Source organism: Pantoea sp. X-Soil-MYKO-1785, assembly GCF_059730675.1.
Genome location: NZ_AP036003.1, coordinates 21,339 through 38,956 on the forward strand (window position 1 = coordinate 21,339; position 17,618 = coordinate 38,956).

The following is a 17,618-nucleotide window of genomic DNA, read 5'->3' on the forward strand; positions in this document are numbered from 1 at the left end:
TGATTTTGTCCGGTTCCGATCCCGCCAGGCCTGATCAACGCCACCGTTCAGAAACCCAGATACTTGCTGATCGCTTCAATCGCCGCCGGTGCCGCTTTGTCCAGGCCTGCATCGAGCACGCGCTCACCGGCCCTGCCTAGCCAGGCATACACCTTCGGCAGAACGCGGCCGGAAACGGCGGGCGCCGGCTCGCTGTCCAGCACGGTTTTCAGCTCCTGCACGTCTTCCGGCGCAAAGCCCATCGACTCCAGGCTGGCCCGCAGCGCGTCGAAATCACCGGCGGCGATCTGCAGCGTGTTCTGCTGGGTAAAATCGTGGTTATCGGCGCCGATCACCCCGGCGTTGTTGATGTTGCCGTTAAAGTTGAAGTTGTTGGTCGTCATAGGTGCCCTGTTTTTATCCTGCTGTGAGAACTGCAGGTTCTCGCCGAGTATTCCCTGCCGTTCAAGTTCAAGCGACCATTCAAGCAGTCGGTTGCGCACCTGGTCAACGATGCTGAGCATGGTGTGGTAGGTTGTGACTCTGATCAGGTCGAAGCGTAGATACGCCGGTTGCCTCGACTGCAGGCGGTGTGCATATTCAGTAGGAAGGGGAAACGTTATCAAATCCTTGTCTGCTGCTGCCGCTTCCAGTTCCCCTGCCGTCATTGATACCTGCACCGTGGTCAGCTTTTTCTCCTGACTCCAGCTCCGCACCGGCGCCGGAATCAGCCCGTGATGAGGATGCACGGCTTTCAGCTCGCACATGATTATCCGGTACTCCGGTAAGGAAACATCGCGGGGATAGCCGTTCAGCTCCCAGGTCATCCATTCATCCAGTTCTTTCAGATCCAGTTTCACCGCGATGGCTTTCGCCATTCTCAGCAGCGAAGCAATGGGCGTTTCACTGTTCATTGCCATTGCCTGAAACCGGATCACCATCGGTTCATTCATGCCGTTTCCTTTATGCCGTATGCAGTTACCCTGCGTCAGAACGCATCATCACGCGAACCGCAGCGGCTTTCCACTCCCCCTGTAAATTATTACAGGTATTTTAAAAAGAAGGCGGATGACGGTTTCTTTGGTGATGGTTTCAGCGTGTAATCGTATGGCGGGGCGCTCTTGTTCATTTTTAGCCAATTGCGGTTTACCGGCAGAAGGCGCAGCCCCGAAAGTTATCCCCCGTTTCTGTGGATAACGCTACATCTTGTGCCTCACTCAGCTGCCTGAGCCACCACATATAGTGCCGCGCCGTGAACGCTGCGCCCCGCGCCCGCCGCGTCCCTTCCCTGTCAGGTTCGGTTTTAACGCAATCTGCGTTTTTTCCGCAATCCGGGCGCCCGGAAAAAACCATTTAACCGGCGTGTAAAAAATTGCACTGCAAACTTGCAGTGCAAAAAAAGCTGGCGTAGGATATTTAAATGCACTGCAATATTGCAGTACAAAGATTGCTGAGAGGATTGCGCCACGATGTCACTTACACAGAAGCACGATCACGGCGGGCCGTTCCGCTGCACTGCGGGGACGGCACGTTGAAATCATCCATCACCGTTCGTCTCGATGAACAACTGAAATCGCGCGCCGAAAGCGTGCTGGATACGCTGGACGTCAACCCGACGCAGGCCATCACCCACCTCTATCACTACGTTGCCGCACACGGCCGGCTGCCGTTTCGCGTGAACGTGTCGGCGGAAACCCCGGAGGACGTTTACCGGGAGGCGCTGCGGCGCGCCACGGAGGTCAGCAAAAGCCTGGACGCCATGCAGAACCTGCCTTACCTCACCGAGCGTGAGGCGCTGGAGCTGAGCGCGTACAATCAGAGCATCTTTTCAACGATGTTTGCGGCCGCCGATGCGGCGACCTTCATTCGTGCGAACACGGATTTCATGAACACCCTGCCGCCGCGCGGCGACGGAAGTTTCAGTCCGGGCGTGTCCTGGCCGCTGGTCGTGCTGTATCTGAATCAGGCGGAAGGGACGCTGACCAATGTCGCTGGTACCACCGATCTGCCGGCGAGCCTGCACACTCCCACGCGATTGTTACGCCGGCACGTTGCGGCACTGGCTGACTATCTCAACGCGCCGGAAGCCGGCGCCAACATAAACTGAACAGGGAAAAGACGATGATCAAAACACACAATGGTTTCCGTATTCAGGGCGAAGCGGGCTATTACAGCGTGAGCTTCACCGATGACGGCAAACACGACGGCCACGCGCTGTGCGGCTGCCCGTTCTGCGGGGGAACGGACGTTGAGATCTGCAACACCCATTCACCGGCGTACTGGATCGAGTGCCTGGACTGTGGTGCGGAATGTCCGGGCGACACTGAGGACGAAGCCGGCTGCGCCACCGAGCTGGAGGCGCTGAACACGCATAACCGTGCGCTGCTGTCGGCCGTTGAGCGCTGGAACACCCGCGCCTGAATAACCCGGACGTCCGGCCCGGCCGCATCTGCCAGGCCTGCGTTACACGAACATGGAGAATATAATGGGAGCGTACATCCGAACCTGTGCGGAGTTCAGAACAGCAGGCGGCTGGGAGCCGGTCAGCGAAGACGTGTTTCCCCCGCCGCCCTGGCACACGATGGACGGTTATGAAAAGCCGGCTTATGCCGAGCCGTTCCACTATCAGAGCTACGGTATGTTTGCGCTGTTTGCCGGCGTCAGAAATGACAGCCAGTGTCAGGTGCTGGCCGAGCCGCGCGGATTCCCGGAAGACATATAGGAAGGCGCGCTGCTGCAGCTGGTTCCCGAGATCCTGCAGGTGACGACTTACGGCTATGGCGGCATCGAGCTTGCGCAGCCGGAGACGGTTGCTGACCGCATTGCCCAGGCGGATGCAGACCGCTACGGGTTTTCCTGGCTGCATGCGTCAGAGCTGACGGGCTTTAACTACGACCAGACGTTTAACGACCAGCGCCATGCGCCGCCGGCAGCCGTCACCTACCGCGAGTTTCTGGGCGAGCTGTATTTCAGGCCATCTGGATGCGCTCAGCGCGCTCGGCGCGAAATATGACGTGCGCGTGCTGTTCTGCTTTTAGGGTTAAGCCCTGGTGAACCAAAAGGGCTATATATGAAACGTTTGATGGCGGTGATTGCGTTTGTCTTTCTGCTCTCTGCGGGGTTATGGGCATTCGGCGCCGGGCCTTACCGCATGGCGCTGCGGGATTCAATCAGCCTGACAGGTACTGGCCGGACCCGGGCGGCTCCCATAACACATATAGCAAGGCAGCTCTGATGCTGCGGAGAGTGTCACAGACTCTATGCGCAAATTACACCTCTGACACAAAACCAGCGTCAGAAGGTTGTGCTTTCACGTGAGGCGCTACCGGCCATGCACCATCGTCTATTTGCCCCGAGTAAACCTGGAAAGACAGCAGAAACAAAAACGCCCGCTTTAAAAGCGGGCGCGTTAGCCTGACGTGCTGCTGTCAGAGGTCGCCGTTCAGCAGGCGCAGCGCCTCCATCGCCTCCGCCAGCGGCCCTTGGTCCGTCAGTGCACAGACCCCGTCCGCAAACAACGCAAAGTCCTCCGCTGGAATGAAGACCCGCAGCGCGCCGAACCCCACGAAACCGTCCTGGCTGACGTGGCCCGGCGGTGAGAGCATGACCTCACGCCCGTGATGGCCGCGCGGCATCGCCTGTGGATCGGCGCGGTACGCGTTCAGCGTGCGGACCAGCTCCGCAAACTCCTCCCAGCCGAACGGCATCACGAAGTCGCGTCCGTTGACGAGCAGGTGCAGCGATGGTGCCTCGTACCACACGTCGGCCGGCACGGCCGGATCGTGCCCGCTCACCCGGACCGAGAGCGACACGGGGCCGGCCAGCACTTCAGCCTGAGCCGCCGCCACGCGCGGCCGGATTTCGTCGGAAAACCCGCGGCGCTGCTCCGCGTTCCAGTCACGGCTGCGCATCACCAGCGGGAAGACGGCGCGCAGCCGCGCCGGGGTGAAGATTGTGCCGAGCGCGGCGTCGGGTATGGCGCGGAGATCGAAGCTGCCCGCCGACAGCGGGCGCAGCAGGCGCTCCGCACGGCCAGCGATGACGGCTGCTGGCAGCGCGTCCCGCACCGCAGCCACTTCCGCAGACCAGCTTTCGCCGCGCACGCCGAAGTTACCGCGCAGGTAGGGGCCGTCCACCGGCGCGCCGTTCTCTTCCTGCCAGGCGATCAGGTCCACGGTGATGTCCATCAGGGCCCTGAGCGGCGCCCCGCTGACGATCTCGTTCTGCCCCGCGATCATGTAGCCCTCGTGGACCTCCATGGTGAGGTACTTCAGCTCGGTCACCGATAGCCCGGCCGCGCCGGCGCCTTCGCCGAGTACGATCTTCCGGTACAGCAGCGCCGCCGCTGCGTCGGGATCGGTAATGAGACCGAGCCACTCCTCGTCCGGCGCCGGCGACTGCAGCGCGCCGCCGATGAGCCGTTCGGCCAGAGCGTTAACGGAGGTGTCCTCCGAGGCGGCGCGTGTCTTGAGCGCCTCGATCAGTTTTTTCGGGAAGCGCAGGGTCAGCTGGCTGATCATATTGTCTGTTTCTCCAGATTAGGCTTTCACGGTTGGTGGTAATACCGCTAATGAATGAATTATTCATGCAAAAATGATTCAGTGTTTGCTTATGATGCCATTACTATAAATGACATCATGTCACTCTGAAAGCGTGAATTGTCCGTTTGTGTGTTTGCTAAATTCGGGGGATCCGTAAAAGGGCAGAATAAGAAGTGCTGACTACAGACAGGCTGTTCCTCTACCCTCAATCCCCCTATTCTTGGTGCCATGACATCTTTCGTTTACGGATATCCCAGCATGGAACTGCAGACCCGGCTTGTTTTTATCGATACCTCCGCCTATCAGGCCAAACGTTTTCAGTTTGGCCACTATGATCTTGCTCGCCTGGAGACAATGGTGACCGAAGGAAAAATTCATCTGCTGATAACTGACGTAATACGCTCTGAAATTGAAGCCCACATCAGAAAGTTTGCCGATGACGCAGTCAGCCAGCTCAAGCGGTTTCAGAAAGCCGGCGCCTTCCTGCGTATCGCGGATGAGTCCACCGGTGGTGGACTGTTTGCCAGAGTTAACGCGGAGGAAGTGTTCGCGGAGGCGATGGCGAAGTTTCGAGCCCTGATGGAAAACGGCCTAACCGAACAAATTTCTGTTTCCATTGTGGATCCGGCTCAGATTTTCCGTGACTACTTCTCGGCGGCTCCCCCATTTCACCGTGAAGCAAAGAAATCCGAGTTCCCGGATGCGTTTTCGCTGGCTGCCGTGGACAAGGTAGCCCGTGACCGCCATCACATGGTCTACATCATCAGCGCCGACGGGGATATGAAGGCGGTGGCAGACAGAAATCCCAACTTTATCCATCTGGAAAAACTGGAGCATCTGCTGGACCTGGTTAACAGAAATGACGAAGAGCTGGCCGGACTGCCCGGTTTTGCCGATGATGTTCTTCAGCAGCTGATGGAACACGTTATGACAATAGCCCGGGAAAAACTGGAGAATGGAGAATTTATTCCATACTCATCCGGAAATTCTGATTTTGAAGTCAGCGATATATATATCTTTGACATTCATATTTCAGAAAAACAATTAATCGACGTGGATCTGGATGGGGCGACTTACGACCTGGAGTTCAGCGTCTCGTTGCTGGCGACTTATGATTCGGTAGATTATTCCGGAGTGAACTGGGACAGGGAAGACCGCGTTATGTACGGGATGCGAGAGACAAACGACACGTTTCGTCATAAGGAGCAATACGCCGCTACAGTAGTTATTGGCTTCCTAGATGGACTGAGGGAGAACGCTGAGATAGAGAGGCTCGATTTTGAGCACAATGTTTTCGACCTCGATATCGATGAGGCCGAATACATTGAAAAGCCGAATGACCATATGAATGGCTGGACAGAACAATGATTGACCAGCCATTGGATCAGAAAAATGGCCGCTGATGCGGCCTGATGTTTATTTAGTTACCGGAAACGTCACGGCGTAGGGGCGCAGTGTATCGTCAACGGCTGACACCAGCGCGGTCGCGACTTCGCTTAGCGTTGCGGTAGGACCGAGACGCGGGTCTGTCACCGTATAGCAGTGTAGTGAGCAGATTTCTTCTTTAAAACAGAAGCCCATGCCCAGCGAGTTGTTCGGGTAAATGAAGGGAACGCCGTATCCAGGATCGGGAGACAGCAGGTTTCCGTTACAATAAGGCAGCGCAAACTGCCCGAAAACGTTCGTTGGCAGAGGACGAGTGTTTTCAGTGCGCAGCGTCATCAGAACGTGACTAAATCCCGGCTGCGTTGCTTCTGCCTGCAGAATCTGCACACGGGCATATACGCCTTCTGCCCCGGCCTCGCTGGGCGCATTGGCGGGCTCCAGACCCTGCGCGCTTCGCAGCTGGTTGATATGCTGGTAGTAATCCTGACGCTGGTACCACTGCCCCCAGAAGCGCGCAAATCCGGCCCAGTATGCTTCTATCGTCTGCTCGTCGCGGCCCGCAATTTCGCTGAACAGTGCGAGGTGCATTGATACGCTGCCCGTAATCTGTGTGCCTCTAGGCAGGCACTGACCGGCGCGCATGCGGATGAACTGTGCATTTCGCAGCAGGATACGGGTCAGATCGTCCTCATTGCTGATACTCAGCAGATCCAGGTAAACGGCTTCAAACTGCGGGGCCAGCGGTACGGCTGACCATACCGGCGTCAAAGTGCCGCCTAAATACTGTACGACGTCCAGGTCGAGCGAATTAACCAGAGGACTCTTCAGGCAGAAAACGTGAATGAGGCTGCTCATTGGCCCGTTGACCATCTCGCGCAGTAGCACTGACTGATTTACCTTGCGGGCCTGTGAAACGTCTTTCAGCGCCTGGCTGACCGGAGCCAGGATCCCCTTGACGGAAACCGAAACGGTTTCTTGTGTACCGTTTGAATCATTGCGTGTAGTCAAAGTCATTGGTATTACCTCATTATAATGTGGGGTTTTAATTCGACATCGAACTTCTATTTGCCGCTGGTAATACAATAATCAAATTGAAATACAAAACACAATAGATAAATCCAAAATTCAAATGGTATTTTTTCATTGTTAGTTTCACCGCAGATCCGAAAAAAGCTAGAAGCGGATCTTTAACTCTCCGTCGGCGGTTTTCTGTGCACACCACAATATATAGTGGATCACCTAGCCGCATGTAGCACAACATACGGGATGCGTCATGGAAGGATGAAGATGAAAACGACGCTATGATGCGTCCGCCCGGCGTGCTACGATTCCGGGAAAGTGCTTAATTCAGAAGAAATCGGATCCGGCGGAAACAGGGTTCAGGTAATTGCCATCTGTGGTTATGTGCCTGCTTATTATTACTCATGGCATGATACTGTCTGGGTAAGTGTTCCGGTGTGACGGTCAGGTGCGTCAGTGGGTGATTATTTCGTGATGGGAGTATTTACAAATGGGTTGTTATGAAAATTTTTAAGTACGCGTTATGTGACCTGATTGATGAGCTTGTAGACGAAAACGGAGCAGGCCATGTCTGGATTAACACCGACTTTTTTGACGACCTAGATCCATCGACTTGGTCTGAAGCAACTATCAATTCACCTGTCAGATACATTGCGGCCAAACCATATGATGCGCAAAACAGATTGTGGCTGAAATGTATGCCACAGGAAGTTCCTGCCATGGATCTCGTTCGTGCCTTTCCAGCTGACAAAATCAGACGTGCTGCCTGGGCTATCGCAGGGTATTAGGTCTGGAAAGGCGAGAGTTTACTAAGCACAAAAAGGCAGGCGGGATTTTGCTGTTTCAGAGGAGCACAAATTTATGGTCGAGGGGATTTCCGGCCGATGCATCGAACCTGGTCCGGCATAAAAAGATTCAGGAGCTGAAGTGAAAAAGAAAAAGTCACCGGAGTCAGGGCTGCTGGCCAGCGATCGCGACTGGCACAATAATGCCTGCCTCAACTACATGTCCGACCACGGGACTGCCTATACCGAAGGCTACAGGCGGGCCGCTGACATCCTCATCCGTCACATTGACGAAACTGCACGCGACCAGGATTTTCTGGTCTATCCCGTGGTGTTCCTCTACCGCCACCACATTGAGCTGCAGATCAAGCAGGTCACCGGACTGGCCTGCCGGCTGCTCCGGGATTATGCCCCCCGCAGCGGTGACAAGGTCACGCACAACCTCAACACGCTGTGGGAAGTGGCGCGCAGGCTGCTCCTTCAGGCCGATGATACGCTGGCCCCGTCTCATTTCACGCGAGTCAGCGCCGTCGTGAAGGCACTGAACGAGGCAGATCTGAGGGCCACCGGCTTCCGCTATGCCCGCACGGCAGAGGGAGGCCGGAGCCTGGAAGGCATCCACTACATTAATACGCGCCGTTTCGGGGAGCAGATGGCCGCTGCGTCTGACGATCTTGACGGTATTGATAACGGACTGCGCTACCTCCTTGATCTTGAGAGCGAGATGCGTGGACACGATTTCTGAGGCCTAACGTCCTGCCTTTTTCACCGGACTCACATCTATGAACGGAATAATTTCCTACGCGCCGGCTGCGTCAACGTTGCCGGTGGCCATTGACTATCCGGCGGCGCTGGCGCTGCGCCAAATGGCCGCGCTGGTCGTCGACCTGCCGAAGTACCTGCTGGCGCCGGAGGTCAGCGCCCTGCTCCACTTCATGCCCGACCTGCGGCGCAAGATGCTGTTCACCACGTTGTGGAACACCGGCGCGCGAATCAGCGAGGCGCTTGCCCTGACCCGGGGAGACTTTCTGCTACGCCAGCAGTACCCGTTCGTGCAGCTGGCCACGCTCAAGCAGCGAGAGGAAAAGGCTGAAAGGCGCGCCGGCCGTATTGCCGCCGGTGCGGTGCCGCACCGCCTGGTGCCGCTGTCCGACGCGCAGTACGTGACGCAGCTGGAGATGATGATTGCCACCCTGCGCATTCCGCTGGAGCGCAGGAGTGATAAGACCGGCCGGACAGAGAGGGTGCGGCTGTGGGAGATCACCGACCGTACGGCGCGCACCTGGCTGAACGAGGCCGTCCAAGCAGCGGAGTCAGAAGGGGTCAGTTTCTCAATACCGGTCACCCTGCACACCTTCCGCCACAGCTACGCCATGCACATGCTCTACGCCGGCACGCCGCTCAAGGCGCTGCAGAGCCTGCTCGGGCATAAAAGCGCCAAGTCGACGGAGATTTATACGCGGGTGTTTGCGCTGGACGTGACGGCCAGAAACAGGGTGCAATTTCAGATGTCAGGAAATGATGCTGTGGCAATGCTTAAAAAATGAGAATTATCATACGATTAATAGGTTATTATCTTGTTATCTTAGCATTTAATTAAGATAACAAGATAACAAGATAACAAGATAACAAGATAACAAGATGACAAGATGACATTACTGTAATTTTGCTGAGTTAATCAGCTTTGATCGCTCCTGTTCACTCAGTTTTTCAAAAGCCATAACTGCAGCTCTGACTACATCCGAACGGTTTACACGCAGTCCGGAGTTGTTCATTTCATCACGAATGCAGTTATCAATTGATTGAAGATTGGAATCTGCAAAAGAGATGCTCACGGGCTTAGCTTTACTTTTCGTTGAATTTTTTTTCTCAGTGATCACACCGAGTCCTGCAGTGCCGCCGTTAATGAATGCGCTCTCGTCTTTAGGCGGAGTGTTTGCTCTGTTCCTCACAATACCAACTCCTTAACCAAGGCTGAGATCTCTTCCTGAGCTTTTTCATTCTGCGTTTCATAGATAGTTAATGACTCTGCCCAGGCATCTCTATGGGCTTTCCGATCGCATATGCGGGATGTGGCTAACTGCATCTGGGGATAATCAGCCAGTACTTCAGCTGCTTGATGCGCCTCATTAACAAACATATTCGTAGGGGCCATGTTGAGGACTAAAAAGCCTCTAACTTTCTCATTAAAGTCTTTAGCTGCGGTAAATACTTCGCAAGTGTGTGGGACGACATCTAAATCCATTTGTGATGGTCTAAGCGGCGAGATAAAAACATCCGCTGACATCAACCCACTTCGCATTTCAGCACTATCACGACCTGCACAATCAGCAATGACATAGTCGTAAGATTTTGCATGCTCTTTAAGCATAGCCTTTATATTACCAGTGGCGCCGGTAACCGGAATGTGTGGAAGAGATTCAGAACGGTTGTTATACCAGGTCAATACAGATTTTTGGTCATCTGCATCTACGATTATGACCGACTTTCCCTGCGACTTAAGGCATGAAGCAATCGATACTGCAAGAGTACTTTTACCTACGCCACCCTTCTGACTTCCTAGTACGATAATCATGACAACCTCAATCGATAATAAGATATGATGTTATCATAATTACATCTTGTTATCTTAACAAGATAATTTTATGTTTTTATTCAGTTGATATACATGCAATTGTTAAGTTGTTATCTTAACAAGATGTTATGGTTGTTAGTTGTCGATAGGTAACTGCCCAGCTACACGGCTTAAGAACACCTGCCAAACTTCGTTTGGCGGAAATCCATGTTCGTTATTGAGCATATTGTAATTAAACACTTCTTCATCAGAAGGGTTATCTAAATCTACAAAGTGGCTAATATCAATTAGCCAGGTTTTGGATGAGTAGTCATTACTGTTGATTTGCTCAAACGAGAAAATGTGATCTGATTTTTTTTCGAGTAAGTAGGTATAATCCATTTCGAAAGCTCCGTTGTTATTAACTATCGACAAGCATTCATTGTGTATATTAAAATTAGCTATTATTTAATTTAGAATTATTAAGCCAAATTATAAGGCATAAAAGGCGCTAATTCATGCGTTTGATTTCTTAACTTTCTATTTAAAATGGTTTTAATCTTGCTTTTTTAGGGGCTACCATGTCAGACAATATTACATCTACCTATGTTAACGAAAGCCTTCGCACTAGTGATGGAGTAAATACATACGCACATCTTAAAGAATGTCTGCGCATTGAAGTGCTAAACAGGGATGGCAAAAAAAAATTTTCCTGGTTCAAAGTCATCCACCGGGTGCTTTTTGGCTACAAGAACAATTATTACTTCTGGTGGCGGCTGGCCAGTTATATGCATACGCTGCCTTCACCGCGTATGCGGAAAAGAGCGCGCCGTATTAATCACAAGCTTCTCAGACGTTACGGTACTGACATCAGCCTTGAGGCATCAATCGGCCCGGGGATGAAAGTAAACCACTACGTCGGGATTGTCGTCAGAGCCGAAAGTGTCATCGGGCGTAACGTCAAACTGCGTCAGAATACGACGATTGGCCGGAAAAATTCTGAAGATGCATCAGGGCGAATTGTCATCGGTGACAACGTCGATATCGGCGCCCACAGCTGCATTATTGGTGACATCACAATCGGTGATAACGTGACGATCGGCGCTATGGCATTTGTGAATAAAGATGTGCCAGCTAACAGCGTCGTCTACTGTGAAAAAAGCACGGTGGTCCGGCCAAAATAATCCAAATTGCTGATGCGCTGCTCATCACGGGCAGCGCTGAAAACGATCGGCTTCTCATCCGATTTGTTCGACAGACCTTATCTGACAAATGCCACAGGGATATCTTTCCAGTTTGTGGTCCAGGCTGGGGAAAGCAGCTCCCGTTTCATTTTCCACTCGTTGTTCACCCCCTGACGCGCAAACCACAGGTTTCCCAGCCCGGACTGATTTATGCCGTCCAGCACCTTCATCAGCTGCGCACTGTTTTTTCTCGGCTGATCTTCATCGAACAGGTTCAGCTGGCTGACGCCATGCGGCGTGAAGTCATCAAGCATGATGCCTGCCGTCATATAACGGCGACCTTCCAGCCAGATGCGGTCCAGCGAGCGCATGGCCACCTCGATGACGTCACGCGTATCCTGCGTCGGGCGCGGGAGCTTCTCACCGGCGCTGTTGCCGTAGAACACCTCATCTTTCGCGTGCGGCGAGGTCCGGATAAATACGCCAACGTGCCGGCAGAACTGACGCTCTTTCCTGAGCTTCTCTGCTGCGCGCGTGGCGTACTGGCAAAGCGCCTCCTGCATGGCCACCTTTGTGGTGATGCGTTCGCCGAAAGAGCGACTGGAGACGATCTGCTGCTTCGCTGGCGGCATCTCCTCGAGTGGTATACATGATTCGCCGTTAAGTTCGCGCACGGTTCGTTCAAGCACAACGCCGAAATTCTTGCGGATAAGGGCAGGGTGCGCTCGCGCCAGCTGCAGGGCGTTTTCAATACCCATCAGGTTAAGGCGCTTGCCGATGCGACGTCCCACCCCCCAGATTTCCTCTACAGGTTGATTCAGGAGAAGAGTTTCGGTTCTTTTAGGATTGCCGGGCGTCAGCGCCAGTACTCCCCGGAACTGCTTCCATTCCTTGCTTGCCCATTGCGCTGATTTTGCCAGTGTTTTTGAAGGTCCCATGCCCACGCCGACGATCAGGCCAGTCGTGGCCAGTACGTGCGCGCGCAGGCGCCGGCCAAAGTGCTCAAAGTCCTCGCAGCCATCGATGCCGCTCAAATCGAGGAACATTTCATCAATGGAATACTGCTCAACGCGGGGCGTCATTTCTTCCAGCGCTGTCATAATGCGCTGCGAAAGCGAGTGATATAAGGCGAAGTTGCTTGAAAATACGTGAACTTTCTCAGGATATTCCTGGGCTTTAAGCTGAAACCACGGCATACCCATTTTGATACCCATGGCGATTGCTCCGACCGATCTTGCGATTACACAGCCATCGTTATTGCTCAACACCACTACGGGTTTGCCGCGCAGGTCCGGCCTAAACAGCGCCTCGCAACTGGCATAAAACTTGTTTGCGTCGGCTAATCCTAACATGGGCATGGTTACCTCCGGCGCGCGCGAGTACTGTTAAAAAACCATGTGACCACGCCAAGCAGCTGCAGCTCTTCCGGGTAGATAACGGGGTAGGCCGGATTCATGGGCAGCAGCGCAATGCACGGCTGCAGCTGCAGGCGCTTGACCGTAAACTCGCCGTCTACCTCCGCGATGACGATGTCGTGGTGCGCGGCCTCTTCTGCCCGGTCAACCACCATGACGTCGCCATCAAACAGGCCGAGATCCTGCATGCTGTTGCCGCTGGCACGCACGAAGAACGTCGACGCGCGCCGGCGAATGCAGAGCTCGTTGAGATCGAGCTCTTTTTCGACGTAATCCTGTGCAGGGGAGGGGAAGCCGGCCGCGCAGGGCTCCGCATAGAGCGGCACGCGTACTCTGGGCGTAAAAATGGGTGGCCAGAGCAGAGTGAGATCCGCAGAACAGGCTGCCTGTTTCATAGATCTGCCCTCTGCAGATGAGCCGGGGATAAGGCAATTGCTGTCTGTACGTCACGCATAAAAATCCTCCTCAAATAAATACTGTGTTTATGTACAGTATTAATTAGGCGGATTTGTCTGGCAAGTCCCTAAGCTGAACGATCGCCGTTTAGCAGGTCATCTGCCTGAATGGCGACCAGTTTTATTTTCCAGTGACGTCGGACGTCATTTCTGAAGCATCTGCAGCAGAACCGCTCTCCGGTTCTTCGCATTGCTTGCATTTCTGCAGATGGGCGGCCAGCCGGAAATTTGCAGGTATTAATTGTGGCCGATGCTTCGGTTACCGCGAAATTGCAGGCTGTGCCGCCTCCAAAAATCACATGCCCGCTGCTCGTTCATAGCGCTCAAAGTCAGGCGAGTGGAAGCTGTTTAGTGCTTAAGGCGTTTAACCGAACGGCGAAAAGGGCACATAAAAAACCGCCTGGCGGCGGCTTGTATGATTTTCACCAACTCTTGTTTGGACTTTTGGTATATGAGCCGCTACGGAAGCTGGCATCAATCGCGTTGCGACAGTCTTCGGTGCCGCGCGGATCGGAGGCTTTTTTACACTCTTCAACTTTCGCGTTTCGTTCCTTATCGTTCGCCTTATACCACTCAAGGCTCTGTGCATTCGCATCAAAGCCGGCGAGTAGCGTGGCGACCAGCACACCTAGTGAAAGTATTCCCGTTCTCATCATTTACCTTTTAATGCATGGACTGCGGAACAAATTATAGTTCGGCAACGCGTCCGGTTCCACGGTTCGGCATATGGGAGGCTTTCCTGAACGAAGGGAAATTTTGTTCGGCGCGTGCAAACGGTGTTTACAAAGTAAGGATGTACTAAGTCCAATATGTGCTAAAAGCAGAAGTTGTTAACATCAAGTTCCAATAATTATTATGGAGCAAATCACCGGGCTCAAGAAAAAGCTCAACGTATATGGGAAATAAGAAATGTTCAAATTTAAGGCTCTACTGAACCTTCCAATGCAATTTTCACATTATGACGTAAGCCTGACCTTTGAAATTATTGCCTCTCTAAATGCGCAAACTGATGCCTCTATCGAAGCGAATATAAGCCAATATCGTACTGAAGGGCCTGAAGTGGAAGAGCATGAAATTTCGGCTGAAGATAATGCTTATCACATTGTTGAGTACTATATGGGGCTTGATAGCGGCTCTGTTGATTTAGATGATATGTTCACATCGTACTATCCCAGCGTTACACGTCGCTCTGTCTTCTTGACGTTATATGGCATGCTTGAGCACGATTTCGAGAAGCTATGCAATGGCTTTGCAAGAATTCACAACGCTCCCGTAAGGTTGTCTGATCTCAAAGGTAGTGGTTTTGAGCGTTGTGATCTGTATGCCAGAAAGATAATAGGCATGAAAACTTCAGATCATTACTCTGCTGTTAAAAAAGTAACTAAGTTGCGTAATGCTTGTGCGCACAACGATGCGCGTTTCGTCTCGAATGATAATAAGCCTATTCCTGAGCTATTAGAGCTGATGGCCACTTTTTCAAATGAATTAGTTCAGGATGGTGAGCAGGTCAACTTTAAAGCTGGCTCTCTCCAGGCGATGACAGATATATTAAAAAACTACTTCAACGACGTTCAGGAAGCTCTGACGGCACATAAAACACCTGACGTATTTGCTGAACTCCGCAAACAGACCCTTGACAAATAAAAAAAGCCGCCCAAGGGCGGCTTACTGTCACTTACTGTGAATTACGTTCACCGGAGCGTTAATGGTGGTATTGATATTAATACCCTCACTGCCGCTATAGGCGTTCAGCAATGCCATCAGCAGTGACACAACAAGTGCGTTGCGTCTCATGCGTGGAGCCTTACGGTTTGACCAGTGGCGTTCGGCGCGCCGCGCAAGAGAAAGAAAGCTTCTGCTTGTGCTTGGTCGGTGGATAGGACTGGCAAGGTGCCGAAATGGCTGATAATCCACCTTGCTCTTAGCAACACGAGAGAGCATGCCACAACATCGCTCTAACTTTCATTGCCTTTCCCGATTGCTACTAAGTTGTGCGTAAAAAACGGTGTTTCGATCCAGAGTGTTCACATTTGCTTCCTTGCTTAAGCCGGCTGAGTGAAATTTACTCACCTGCACAAGTTGCAAACCATACGCCAAAACGTGATACTGGATTCGAAAGCTTCTGCTTGTGTTTGCTACTGCAAATCAGCAGCGGCAAAAATTGCCTGATAACAATTTTTGCCTTTCCAGAGAAATGCCTGATAACATTCCTCTGGATTCAATCAAACCGCCTCCGGGCGGTTTTTTTGTGCCTGTCTCACCCACTTCGTTTTGACCAAATAAGCATGCCACAAATTGTATGGAACATCTTGCCCTTTTCATCACTCGTGAGAGTTACCTGCTGCACTAAAGCCATTCATTCGTAACTTGCTGAAAAGCTCATATTATTCATTGTATTAGATGGGTGCTGGTTTGAGTGTTTTATCAGATTTCACGAACTAAGTGGTTAAATATTGTTCTATCTGAAGTTCGGAAGAGGGCTAAATAATTTCTTTCGACTCGAGAGTGTATGTGGGAGAAATTAAATTCATGCTTATCCGTTGATTAATAGACCGCATAGCTAGCAACAGCCGTTGCGGCTCAAGTGCGAGCTCAGCTATTCACAACTCTTAGTGAACATTAGCCAGGCGTCAGTCCGCCTTATCGGTCTAATACAGACAGCATCGTTTAGCCTCTCACCTGCCAGAATCGCTTCCAGTTTCTTTTCCTGAGACCTCGGCCGTCATTTTCTGAAGCATCTGCAGCAGGAGGTCTTTGCTGAGCTGATCGGATTTCAGCGCCGGCATAACGTTGATAAGCGACAGCGTAACAGTGGCCATCGCCACCGATCGCTTTACACGTTCTGCGTTCTCGTAGTCTTTGTACGTGCGAAGGCTTACCCCAAGCTCTTCGGCAGCCCTGTCACGGCTCCAGAGCAGGCTCCGGCGCCAGAGCCTCAGTTGCCAGCCAGTCATATTCCTTCTCCTTGCCCATATGTCTCGTTTTATTATCTATAAAAAAGTGCAAAAACTGCACTTTTTTTAGAAGTTATTGATCATTCGAGTTTCTCTCTTCTCCCACATGCGTGACGCCACAGCGCTGCAAAGGCCGGCGCCCGTTCCTAAAAATGCCATGCAAGCTCCCTCTGTGCCATCGGGCCTGCACCGTGCCTTCACCTTAGCCGGGCCGCTGCGCCGGCAAGGGGTCTGTCGTCACCCGTTCCCCGCCGTACGCGGGACATTCAGTCCGCTCCGGCGGCGCGTGCGGCTTCCTCCTTCGCCCGTTGCCTGCTCCGCTTTGCGCCCGGCTTCCGTGGCGGCACGGTGCAGATGGTGCCGTGCAACCCTTAACGGAGGAGTCAACATGCCAAACTGGTGTGCCAACAGGCTGCGGGTTTCAGGCCCGGAATATCACGTAAAAAATGCGCTGACGCTGATTGAAGGCGGGGAGGGTGTTCCGCTTTACGCGCGGGCGGCTGCAGAAGGGATCCAGCTCTTTCTGGCGGGCTGTGCCGGGCTGCTGCGCCCGGTGGAAGCGACGGACTATGCCCCGTATCCCGCTCTGGTGAAGGTGACAGGAAACGATACTCCGCAGAACCGTGCTTTTACACAGTGGGTGGCGCATCTGCGTGACGGCGCAGAACTGACGCCAGAAATCTGCAACAAGCTGCACGAACTGTGGCTGGCCAGCGGTCTGCAGCGCATGACGTGGTCATCGCTCTCTGCTGAGCAGCAGACGGTGATCGCCGGGCTGTGGCAGATAAAGCACGGTGACTGGTACTGGATGCGGGGTAATAACGGCCTCAGCGAGTCGTGGGACTGCCAGTGTCGCGAAGACGCGCTGCCGCTGCAGGCACTTCCGTTCGACATGCTGCAGCTGATCCCGCCGCGTCTTGATGCGGAGATAAACGGATATAACGGACGTCTGCTCCATGGTGTGCCGGACGGGTTTAGCGACGTAGTTGAACGCTACGGCACAAAGTGGCCACACGCGCACAATCTTGACGTGTCGCACTCCGGGCTCGTCACTTTTGACGCTGATTTTGATACGCCCTGGTCGCCTCCCTCGCCGGATGTGCTGTCAGCGCTGAGCGAGCGTTACGGCGTCACCGTTGAGCACTGGTATGCCGAGTCCGGCAGCAGCTACTGCGGATGGGCTGTTTATGAAGCGGGCTGTCAGACCGGGGAGTGCTGCGACTCGCTGGAGTGGGGCGATGAGGAAGACGAGTTCGGGTTCAGTGAGGTGACGGGCCCGGCATGGATCATTGACAACGTGGCCAGCTACGGCGGCTGAACAGGAGGCGGCGGGCGCAGGCCCCCC

The 17,618-nt window shown here is 53.3% G+C and carries 22 protein-coding genes; 11 read left to right on the forward strand and 11 right to left on the reverse strand.

What is annotated here, in order from left to right; translation table 11 throughout:
* Positions 1 to 47: 47 nt before the first annotated feature.
* Positions 48 to 932 (reverse strand): AbiTii domain-containing protein, encoded by an 885-nt coding sequence (locus tag AC6I8D_RS24330; protein ID WP_497821181.1) that lies wholly within the window; start codon positions 930 to 932, stop codon positions 48 to 50.
* A 578-nt stretch (positions 933 to 1,510) separates the two neighbouring features.
* On the opposite strand from AC6I8D_RS24330, the gene AC6I8D_RS24335 reads away from it, so the two are divergent.
* From AC6I8D_RS24335 to AC6I8D_RS24350, 4 genes are all read left to right on the forward strand, one after another.
* Positions 1,511 to 2,086 carry a type II toxin-antitoxin system RelB/DinJ family antitoxin gene (locus AC6I8D_RS24335; RefSeq protein WP_497821182.1) on the forward strand — a complete coding sequence of 192 codons (576 nt, stop codon included), beginning with the start codon at positions 1,511 to 1,513 and terminating at the stop codon, positions 2,084 to 2,086.
* A 14-nt stretch (positions 2,087 to 2,100) separates the two neighbouring features.
* Positions 2,101 to 2,400, forward strand: a complete 300-nt coding sequence (locus tag AC6I8D_RS24340) for a Lar family restriction alleviation protein (RefSeq protein ID WP_497821183.1) — start codon at positions 2,101 to 2,103, stop codon at positions 2,398 to 2,400.
* Positions 2,401 to 2,464: 64 nt separating this feature from the next.
* Positions 2,465 to 2,701 (forward strand): hypothetical protein, encoded by a 237-nt coding sequence (locus AC6I8D_RS24345; RefSeq protein WP_497821184.1) that lies wholly within the window; start codon positions 2,465 to 2,467, stop codon positions 2,699 to 2,701.
* Positions 2,702 to 2,740: 39 nt separating this feature from the next.
* Positions 2,741 to 2,992, forward strand: coding sequence for a hypothetical protein (locus AC6I8D_RS24350; protein ID WP_497821185.1), 252 nt, complete (start codon positions 2,741 to 2,743; stop codon positions 2,990 to 2,992).
* A 415-nt stretch (positions 2,993 to 3,407) separates the two neighbouring features.
* On the opposite strand, the gene AC6I8D_RS24355 is transcribed toward AC6I8D_RS24350, so the two are convergent.
* A complete protein-coding gene (locus tag AC6I8D_RS24355) occupies positions 3,408 to 4,499 on the reverse strand; it encodes a transcriptional regulator (protein WP_497821186.1) in 1,092 nt (363 codons plus the stop codon).
* 279 nt (positions 4,500 to 4,778) lie between these two features.
* On the opposite strand from AC6I8D_RS24355, the gene AC6I8D_RS24360 reads away from it, so the two are divergent.
* Entirely contained in the window at positions 4,779 to 5,888 is a 1,110-nt protein-coding gene (locus AC6I8D_RS24360) for a PIN domain-containing protein (RefSeq protein ID WP_497821187.1), read from the forward strand.
* A 48-nt stretch (positions 5,889 to 5,936) separates the two neighbouring features.
* On the opposite strand, the gene AC6I8D_RS24365 is transcribed toward AC6I8D_RS24360, so the two are convergent.
* Positions 5,937 to 6,920 carry a hypothetical protein gene (locus AC6I8D_RS24365; RefSeq protein WP_497821188.1) on the reverse strand — a complete coding sequence of 328 codons (984 nt, stop codon included), beginning with the start codon at positions 6,918 to 6,920 and terminating at the stop codon, positions 5,937 to 5,939.
* Positions 6,921 to 7,426: 506 nt separating this feature from the next.
* On the opposite strand from AC6I8D_RS24365, the gene AC6I8D_RS24370 reads away from it, so the two are divergent.
* The 3 genes from AC6I8D_RS24370 to AC6I8D_RS24380 all read left to right on the forward strand — a co-directional run bounded on the left by AC6I8D_RS24370 (position 7,427) and on the right by AC6I8D_RS24380 (position 9,258).
* Entirely contained in the window at positions 7,427 to 7,714 is a 288-nt protein-coding gene (locus AC6I8D_RS24370; RefSeq protein ID WP_497821189.1) for a hypothetical protein, read from the forward strand.
* 139 nt (positions 7,715 to 7,853) lie between these two features.
* Positions 7,854 to 8,456, forward strand: coding sequence for a hypothetical protein (locus tag AC6I8D_RS24375; RefSeq protein WP_497821190.1), 603 nt, complete (start codon positions 7,854 to 7,856; stop codon positions 8,454 to 8,456).
* 37 nt (positions 8,457 to 8,493) lie between these two features.
* The gene (locus AC6I8D_RS24380; RefSeq protein WP_497821191.1) at positions 8,494 to 9,258 is read left to right on the forward strand and encodes a site-specific integrase; all 765 of its coding nucleotides are present in this window, start codon (positions 8,494 to 8,496) and stop codon (positions 9,256 to 9,258) included.
* Positions 9,259 to 9,366: 108 nt separating this feature from the next.
* Here AC6I8D_RS24380 and AC6I8D_RS24385 read toward each other — a convergent pair whose 3' ends face one another.
* The 3 genes from AC6I8D_RS24385 to AC6I8D_RS24395 all read right to left on the reverse strand — a co-directional run bounded on the left by AC6I8D_RS24385 (position 9,367) and on the right by AC6I8D_RS24395 (position 10,667).
* The gene (locus tag AC6I8D_RS24385) at positions 9,367 to 9,663 is read right to left on the reverse strand and encodes a hypothetical protein (RefSeq protein ID WP_497821192.1); all 297 of its coding nucleotides are present in this window, start codon (positions 9,661 to 9,663) and stop codon (positions 9,367 to 9,369) included.
* Positions 9,660 to 10,286 carry a division plane positioning ATPase MipZ gene (locus tag AC6I8D_RS24390; RefSeq protein WP_497821193.1) on the reverse strand — a complete coding sequence of 209 codons (627 nt, stop codon included), beginning with the start codon at positions 10,284 to 10,286 and terminating at the stop codon, positions 9,660 to 9,662. Before AC6I8D_RS24390 ends, AC6I8D_RS24385 begins: the two co-directional genes overlap by 4 nt.
* Before the next feature lie 135 nt (positions 10,287 to 10,421).
* Positions 10,422 to 10,667, reverse strand: coding sequence for a hypothetical protein (locus AC6I8D_RS24395; RefSeq protein ID WP_497821194.1), 246 nt, complete (start codon positions 10,665 to 10,667; stop codon positions 10,422 to 10,424).
* Positions 10,668 to 10,846: 179 nt separating this feature from the next.
* Between AC6I8D_RS24395 and AC6I8D_RS24400 the strand changes: the two genes are divergently transcribed.
* On the forward strand, positions 10,847 to 11,449 hold the full coding sequence (locus AC6I8D_RS24400) for a serine acetyltransferase (protein ID WP_497821195.1): 603 nt from the start codon (positions 10,847 to 10,849) through the stop codon (positions 11,447 to 11,449).
* A 77-nt stretch (positions 11,450 to 11,526) separates the two neighbouring features.
* On the opposite strand, the gene umuC is transcribed toward AC6I8D_RS24400, so the two are convergent.
* The 3 genes from umuC to AC6I8D_RS24415 form a co-directional block, all read right to left on the reverse strand.
* Complete coding sequence (gene umuC, locus AC6I8D_RS24405) at positions 11,527 to 12,801, reverse strand: translesion error-prone DNA polymerase V subunit UmuC (RefSeq protein ID WP_497821253.1); 1,275 nt, start codon at positions 12,799 to 12,801, stop codon at positions 11,527 to 11,529.
* Between the two features lie 8 nt (positions 12,802 to 12,809).
* Positions 12,810 to 13,259, reverse strand: a complete 450-nt coding sequence (umuD, locus tag AC6I8D_RS24410) for a translesion error-prone DNA polymerase V autoproteolytic subunit (protein WP_497821196.1) — start codon at positions 13,257 to 13,259, stop codon at positions 12,810 to 12,812.
* Positions 13,260 to 13,741: 482 nt separating this feature from the next.
* A complete protein-coding gene (locus AC6I8D_RS24415; RefSeq protein ID WP_497821197.1) occupies positions 13,742 to 13,975 on the reverse strand; it encodes an EexN family lipoprotein in 234 nt (77 codons plus the stop codon).
* Positions 13,976 to 14,261: 286 nt separating this feature from the next.
* Here AC6I8D_RS24415 and AC6I8D_RS24420 point away from each other — a divergent pair, with 286 nt between their 5' ends.
* Positions 14,262 to 14,963, forward strand: a complete 702-nt coding sequence (locus AC6I8D_RS24420) for a hypothetical protein (RefSeq protein WP_497821198.1) — start codon at positions 14,262 to 14,264, stop codon at positions 14,961 to 14,963.
* Between the two features lie 27 nt (positions 14,964 to 14,990).
* On the opposite strand, the gene AC6I8D_RS24425 is transcribed toward AC6I8D_RS24420, so the two are convergent.
* The gene (locus tag AC6I8D_RS24425) at positions 14,991 to 15,113 is read right to left on the reverse strand and encodes a hypothetical protein (RefSeq protein ID WP_497821199.1); all 123 of its coding nucleotides are present in this window, start codon (positions 15,111 to 15,113) and stop codon (positions 14,991 to 14,993) included.
* A gap of 881 nt (positions 15,114 to 15,994) precedes the next feature.
* Positions 15,995 to 16,273 (reverse strand): helix-turn-helix domain-containing protein, encoded by a 279-nt coding sequence (locus AC6I8D_RS24430; protein ID WP_497821200.1) that lies wholly within the window; start codon positions 16,271 to 16,273, stop codon positions 15,995 to 15,997.
* Positions 16,274 to 16,661: 388 nt separating this feature from the next.
* On the opposite strand from AC6I8D_RS24430, the gene AC6I8D_RS24435 reads away from it, so the two are divergent.
* Complete coding sequence (locus AC6I8D_RS24435; RefSeq protein WP_497821201.1) at positions 16,662 to 17,591, forward strand: DUF1281 domain-containing protein; 930 nt, start codon at positions 16,662 to 16,664, stop codon at positions 17,589 to 17,591.
* Positions 17,592 to 17,618: the final 27 nt, after the last annotated feature.

Bases quoted from the DNA above. Each gene is read 5' to 3' on its own strand.
- AC6I8D_RS24330 (WP_497821181.1), bottom strand. From the start codon at position 932: ATGAATGAACCGATGGTGATCCGGTTTCAGGCAATGGCAATGAACAGT.
- AC6I8D_RS24340 (WP_497821183.1), top strand. From the start codon at position 2,101: ATGATCAAAACACACAATGGTTTCCGTATTCAGGGCGAAGCGGGCTAT.
- AC6I8D_RS24345 (WP_497821184.1), top strand. From the start codon at position 2,465: ATGGGAGCGTACATCCGAACCTGTGCGGAGTTCAGAACAGCAGGCGGC.
- AC6I8D_RS24355 (WP_497821186.1), bottom strand. From the start codon at position 4,499: ATGATCAGCCAGCTGACCCTGCGCTTCCCGAAAAAACTGATCGAGGCG.
- AC6I8D_RS24360 (WP_497821187.1), top strand. From the start codon at position 4,779: ATGGAACTGCAGACCCGGCTTGTTTTTATCGATACCTCCGCCTATCAG.
- AC6I8D_RS24365 (WP_497821188.1), bottom strand. From the start codon at position 6,920: ATGACTTTGACTACACGCAATGATTCAAACGGTACACAAGAAACCGTT.
- AC6I8D_RS24370 (WP_497821189.1), top strand. From the start codon at position 7,427: ATGAAAATTTTTAAGTACGCGTTATGTGACCTGATTGATGAGCTTGTA.
- AC6I8D_RS24380 (WP_497821191.1), top strand. From the start codon at position 8,494: ATGAACGGAATAATTTCCTACGCGCCGGCTGCGTCAACGTTGCCGGTG.
- AC6I8D_RS24390 (WP_497821193.1), bottom strand. From the start codon at position 10,286: ATGATTATCGTACTAGGAAGTCAGAAGGGTGGCGTAGGTAAAAGTACT.
- AC6I8D_RS24395 (WP_497821194.1), bottom strand. From the start codon at position 10,667: ATGGATTATACCTACTTACTCGAAAAAAAATCAGATCACATTTTCTCG.
- AC6I8D_RS24400 (WP_497821195.1), top strand. From the start codon at position 10,847: ATGTCAGACAATATTACATCTACCTATGTTAACGAAAGCCTTCGCACT.
- umuC (WP_497821253.1), bottom strand. From the start codon at position 12,801: ATGTTAGGATTAGCCGACGCAAACAAGTTTTATGCCAGTTGCGAGGCG.
- umuD (WP_497821196.1), bottom strand. From the start codon at position 13,259: ATGAAACAGGCAGCCTGTTCTGCGGATCTCACTCTGCTCTGGCCACCC.
- AC6I8D_RS24415 (WP_497821197.1), bottom strand. From the start codon at position 13,975: ATGATGAGAACGGGAATACTTTCACTAGGTGTGCTGGTCGCCACGCTA.
- AC6I8D_RS24420 (WP_497821198.1), top strand. From the start codon at position 14,262: ATGCAATTTTCACATTATGACGTAAGCCTGACCTTTGAAATTATTGCC.
- AC6I8D_RS24425 (WP_497821199.1), bottom strand. From the start codon at position 15,113: ATGAGACGCAACGCACTTGTTGTGTCACTGCTGATGGCATTGCTGAAC.
- AC6I8D_RS24430 (WP_497821200.1), bottom strand. From the start codon at position 16,273: ATGACTGGCTGGCAACTGAGGCTCTGGCGCCGGAGCCTGCTCTGGAGC.
- AC6I8D_RS24435 (WP_497821201.1), top strand. From the start codon at position 16,662: ATGCCAAACTGGTGTGCCAACAGGCTGCGGGTTTCAGGCCCGGAATAT.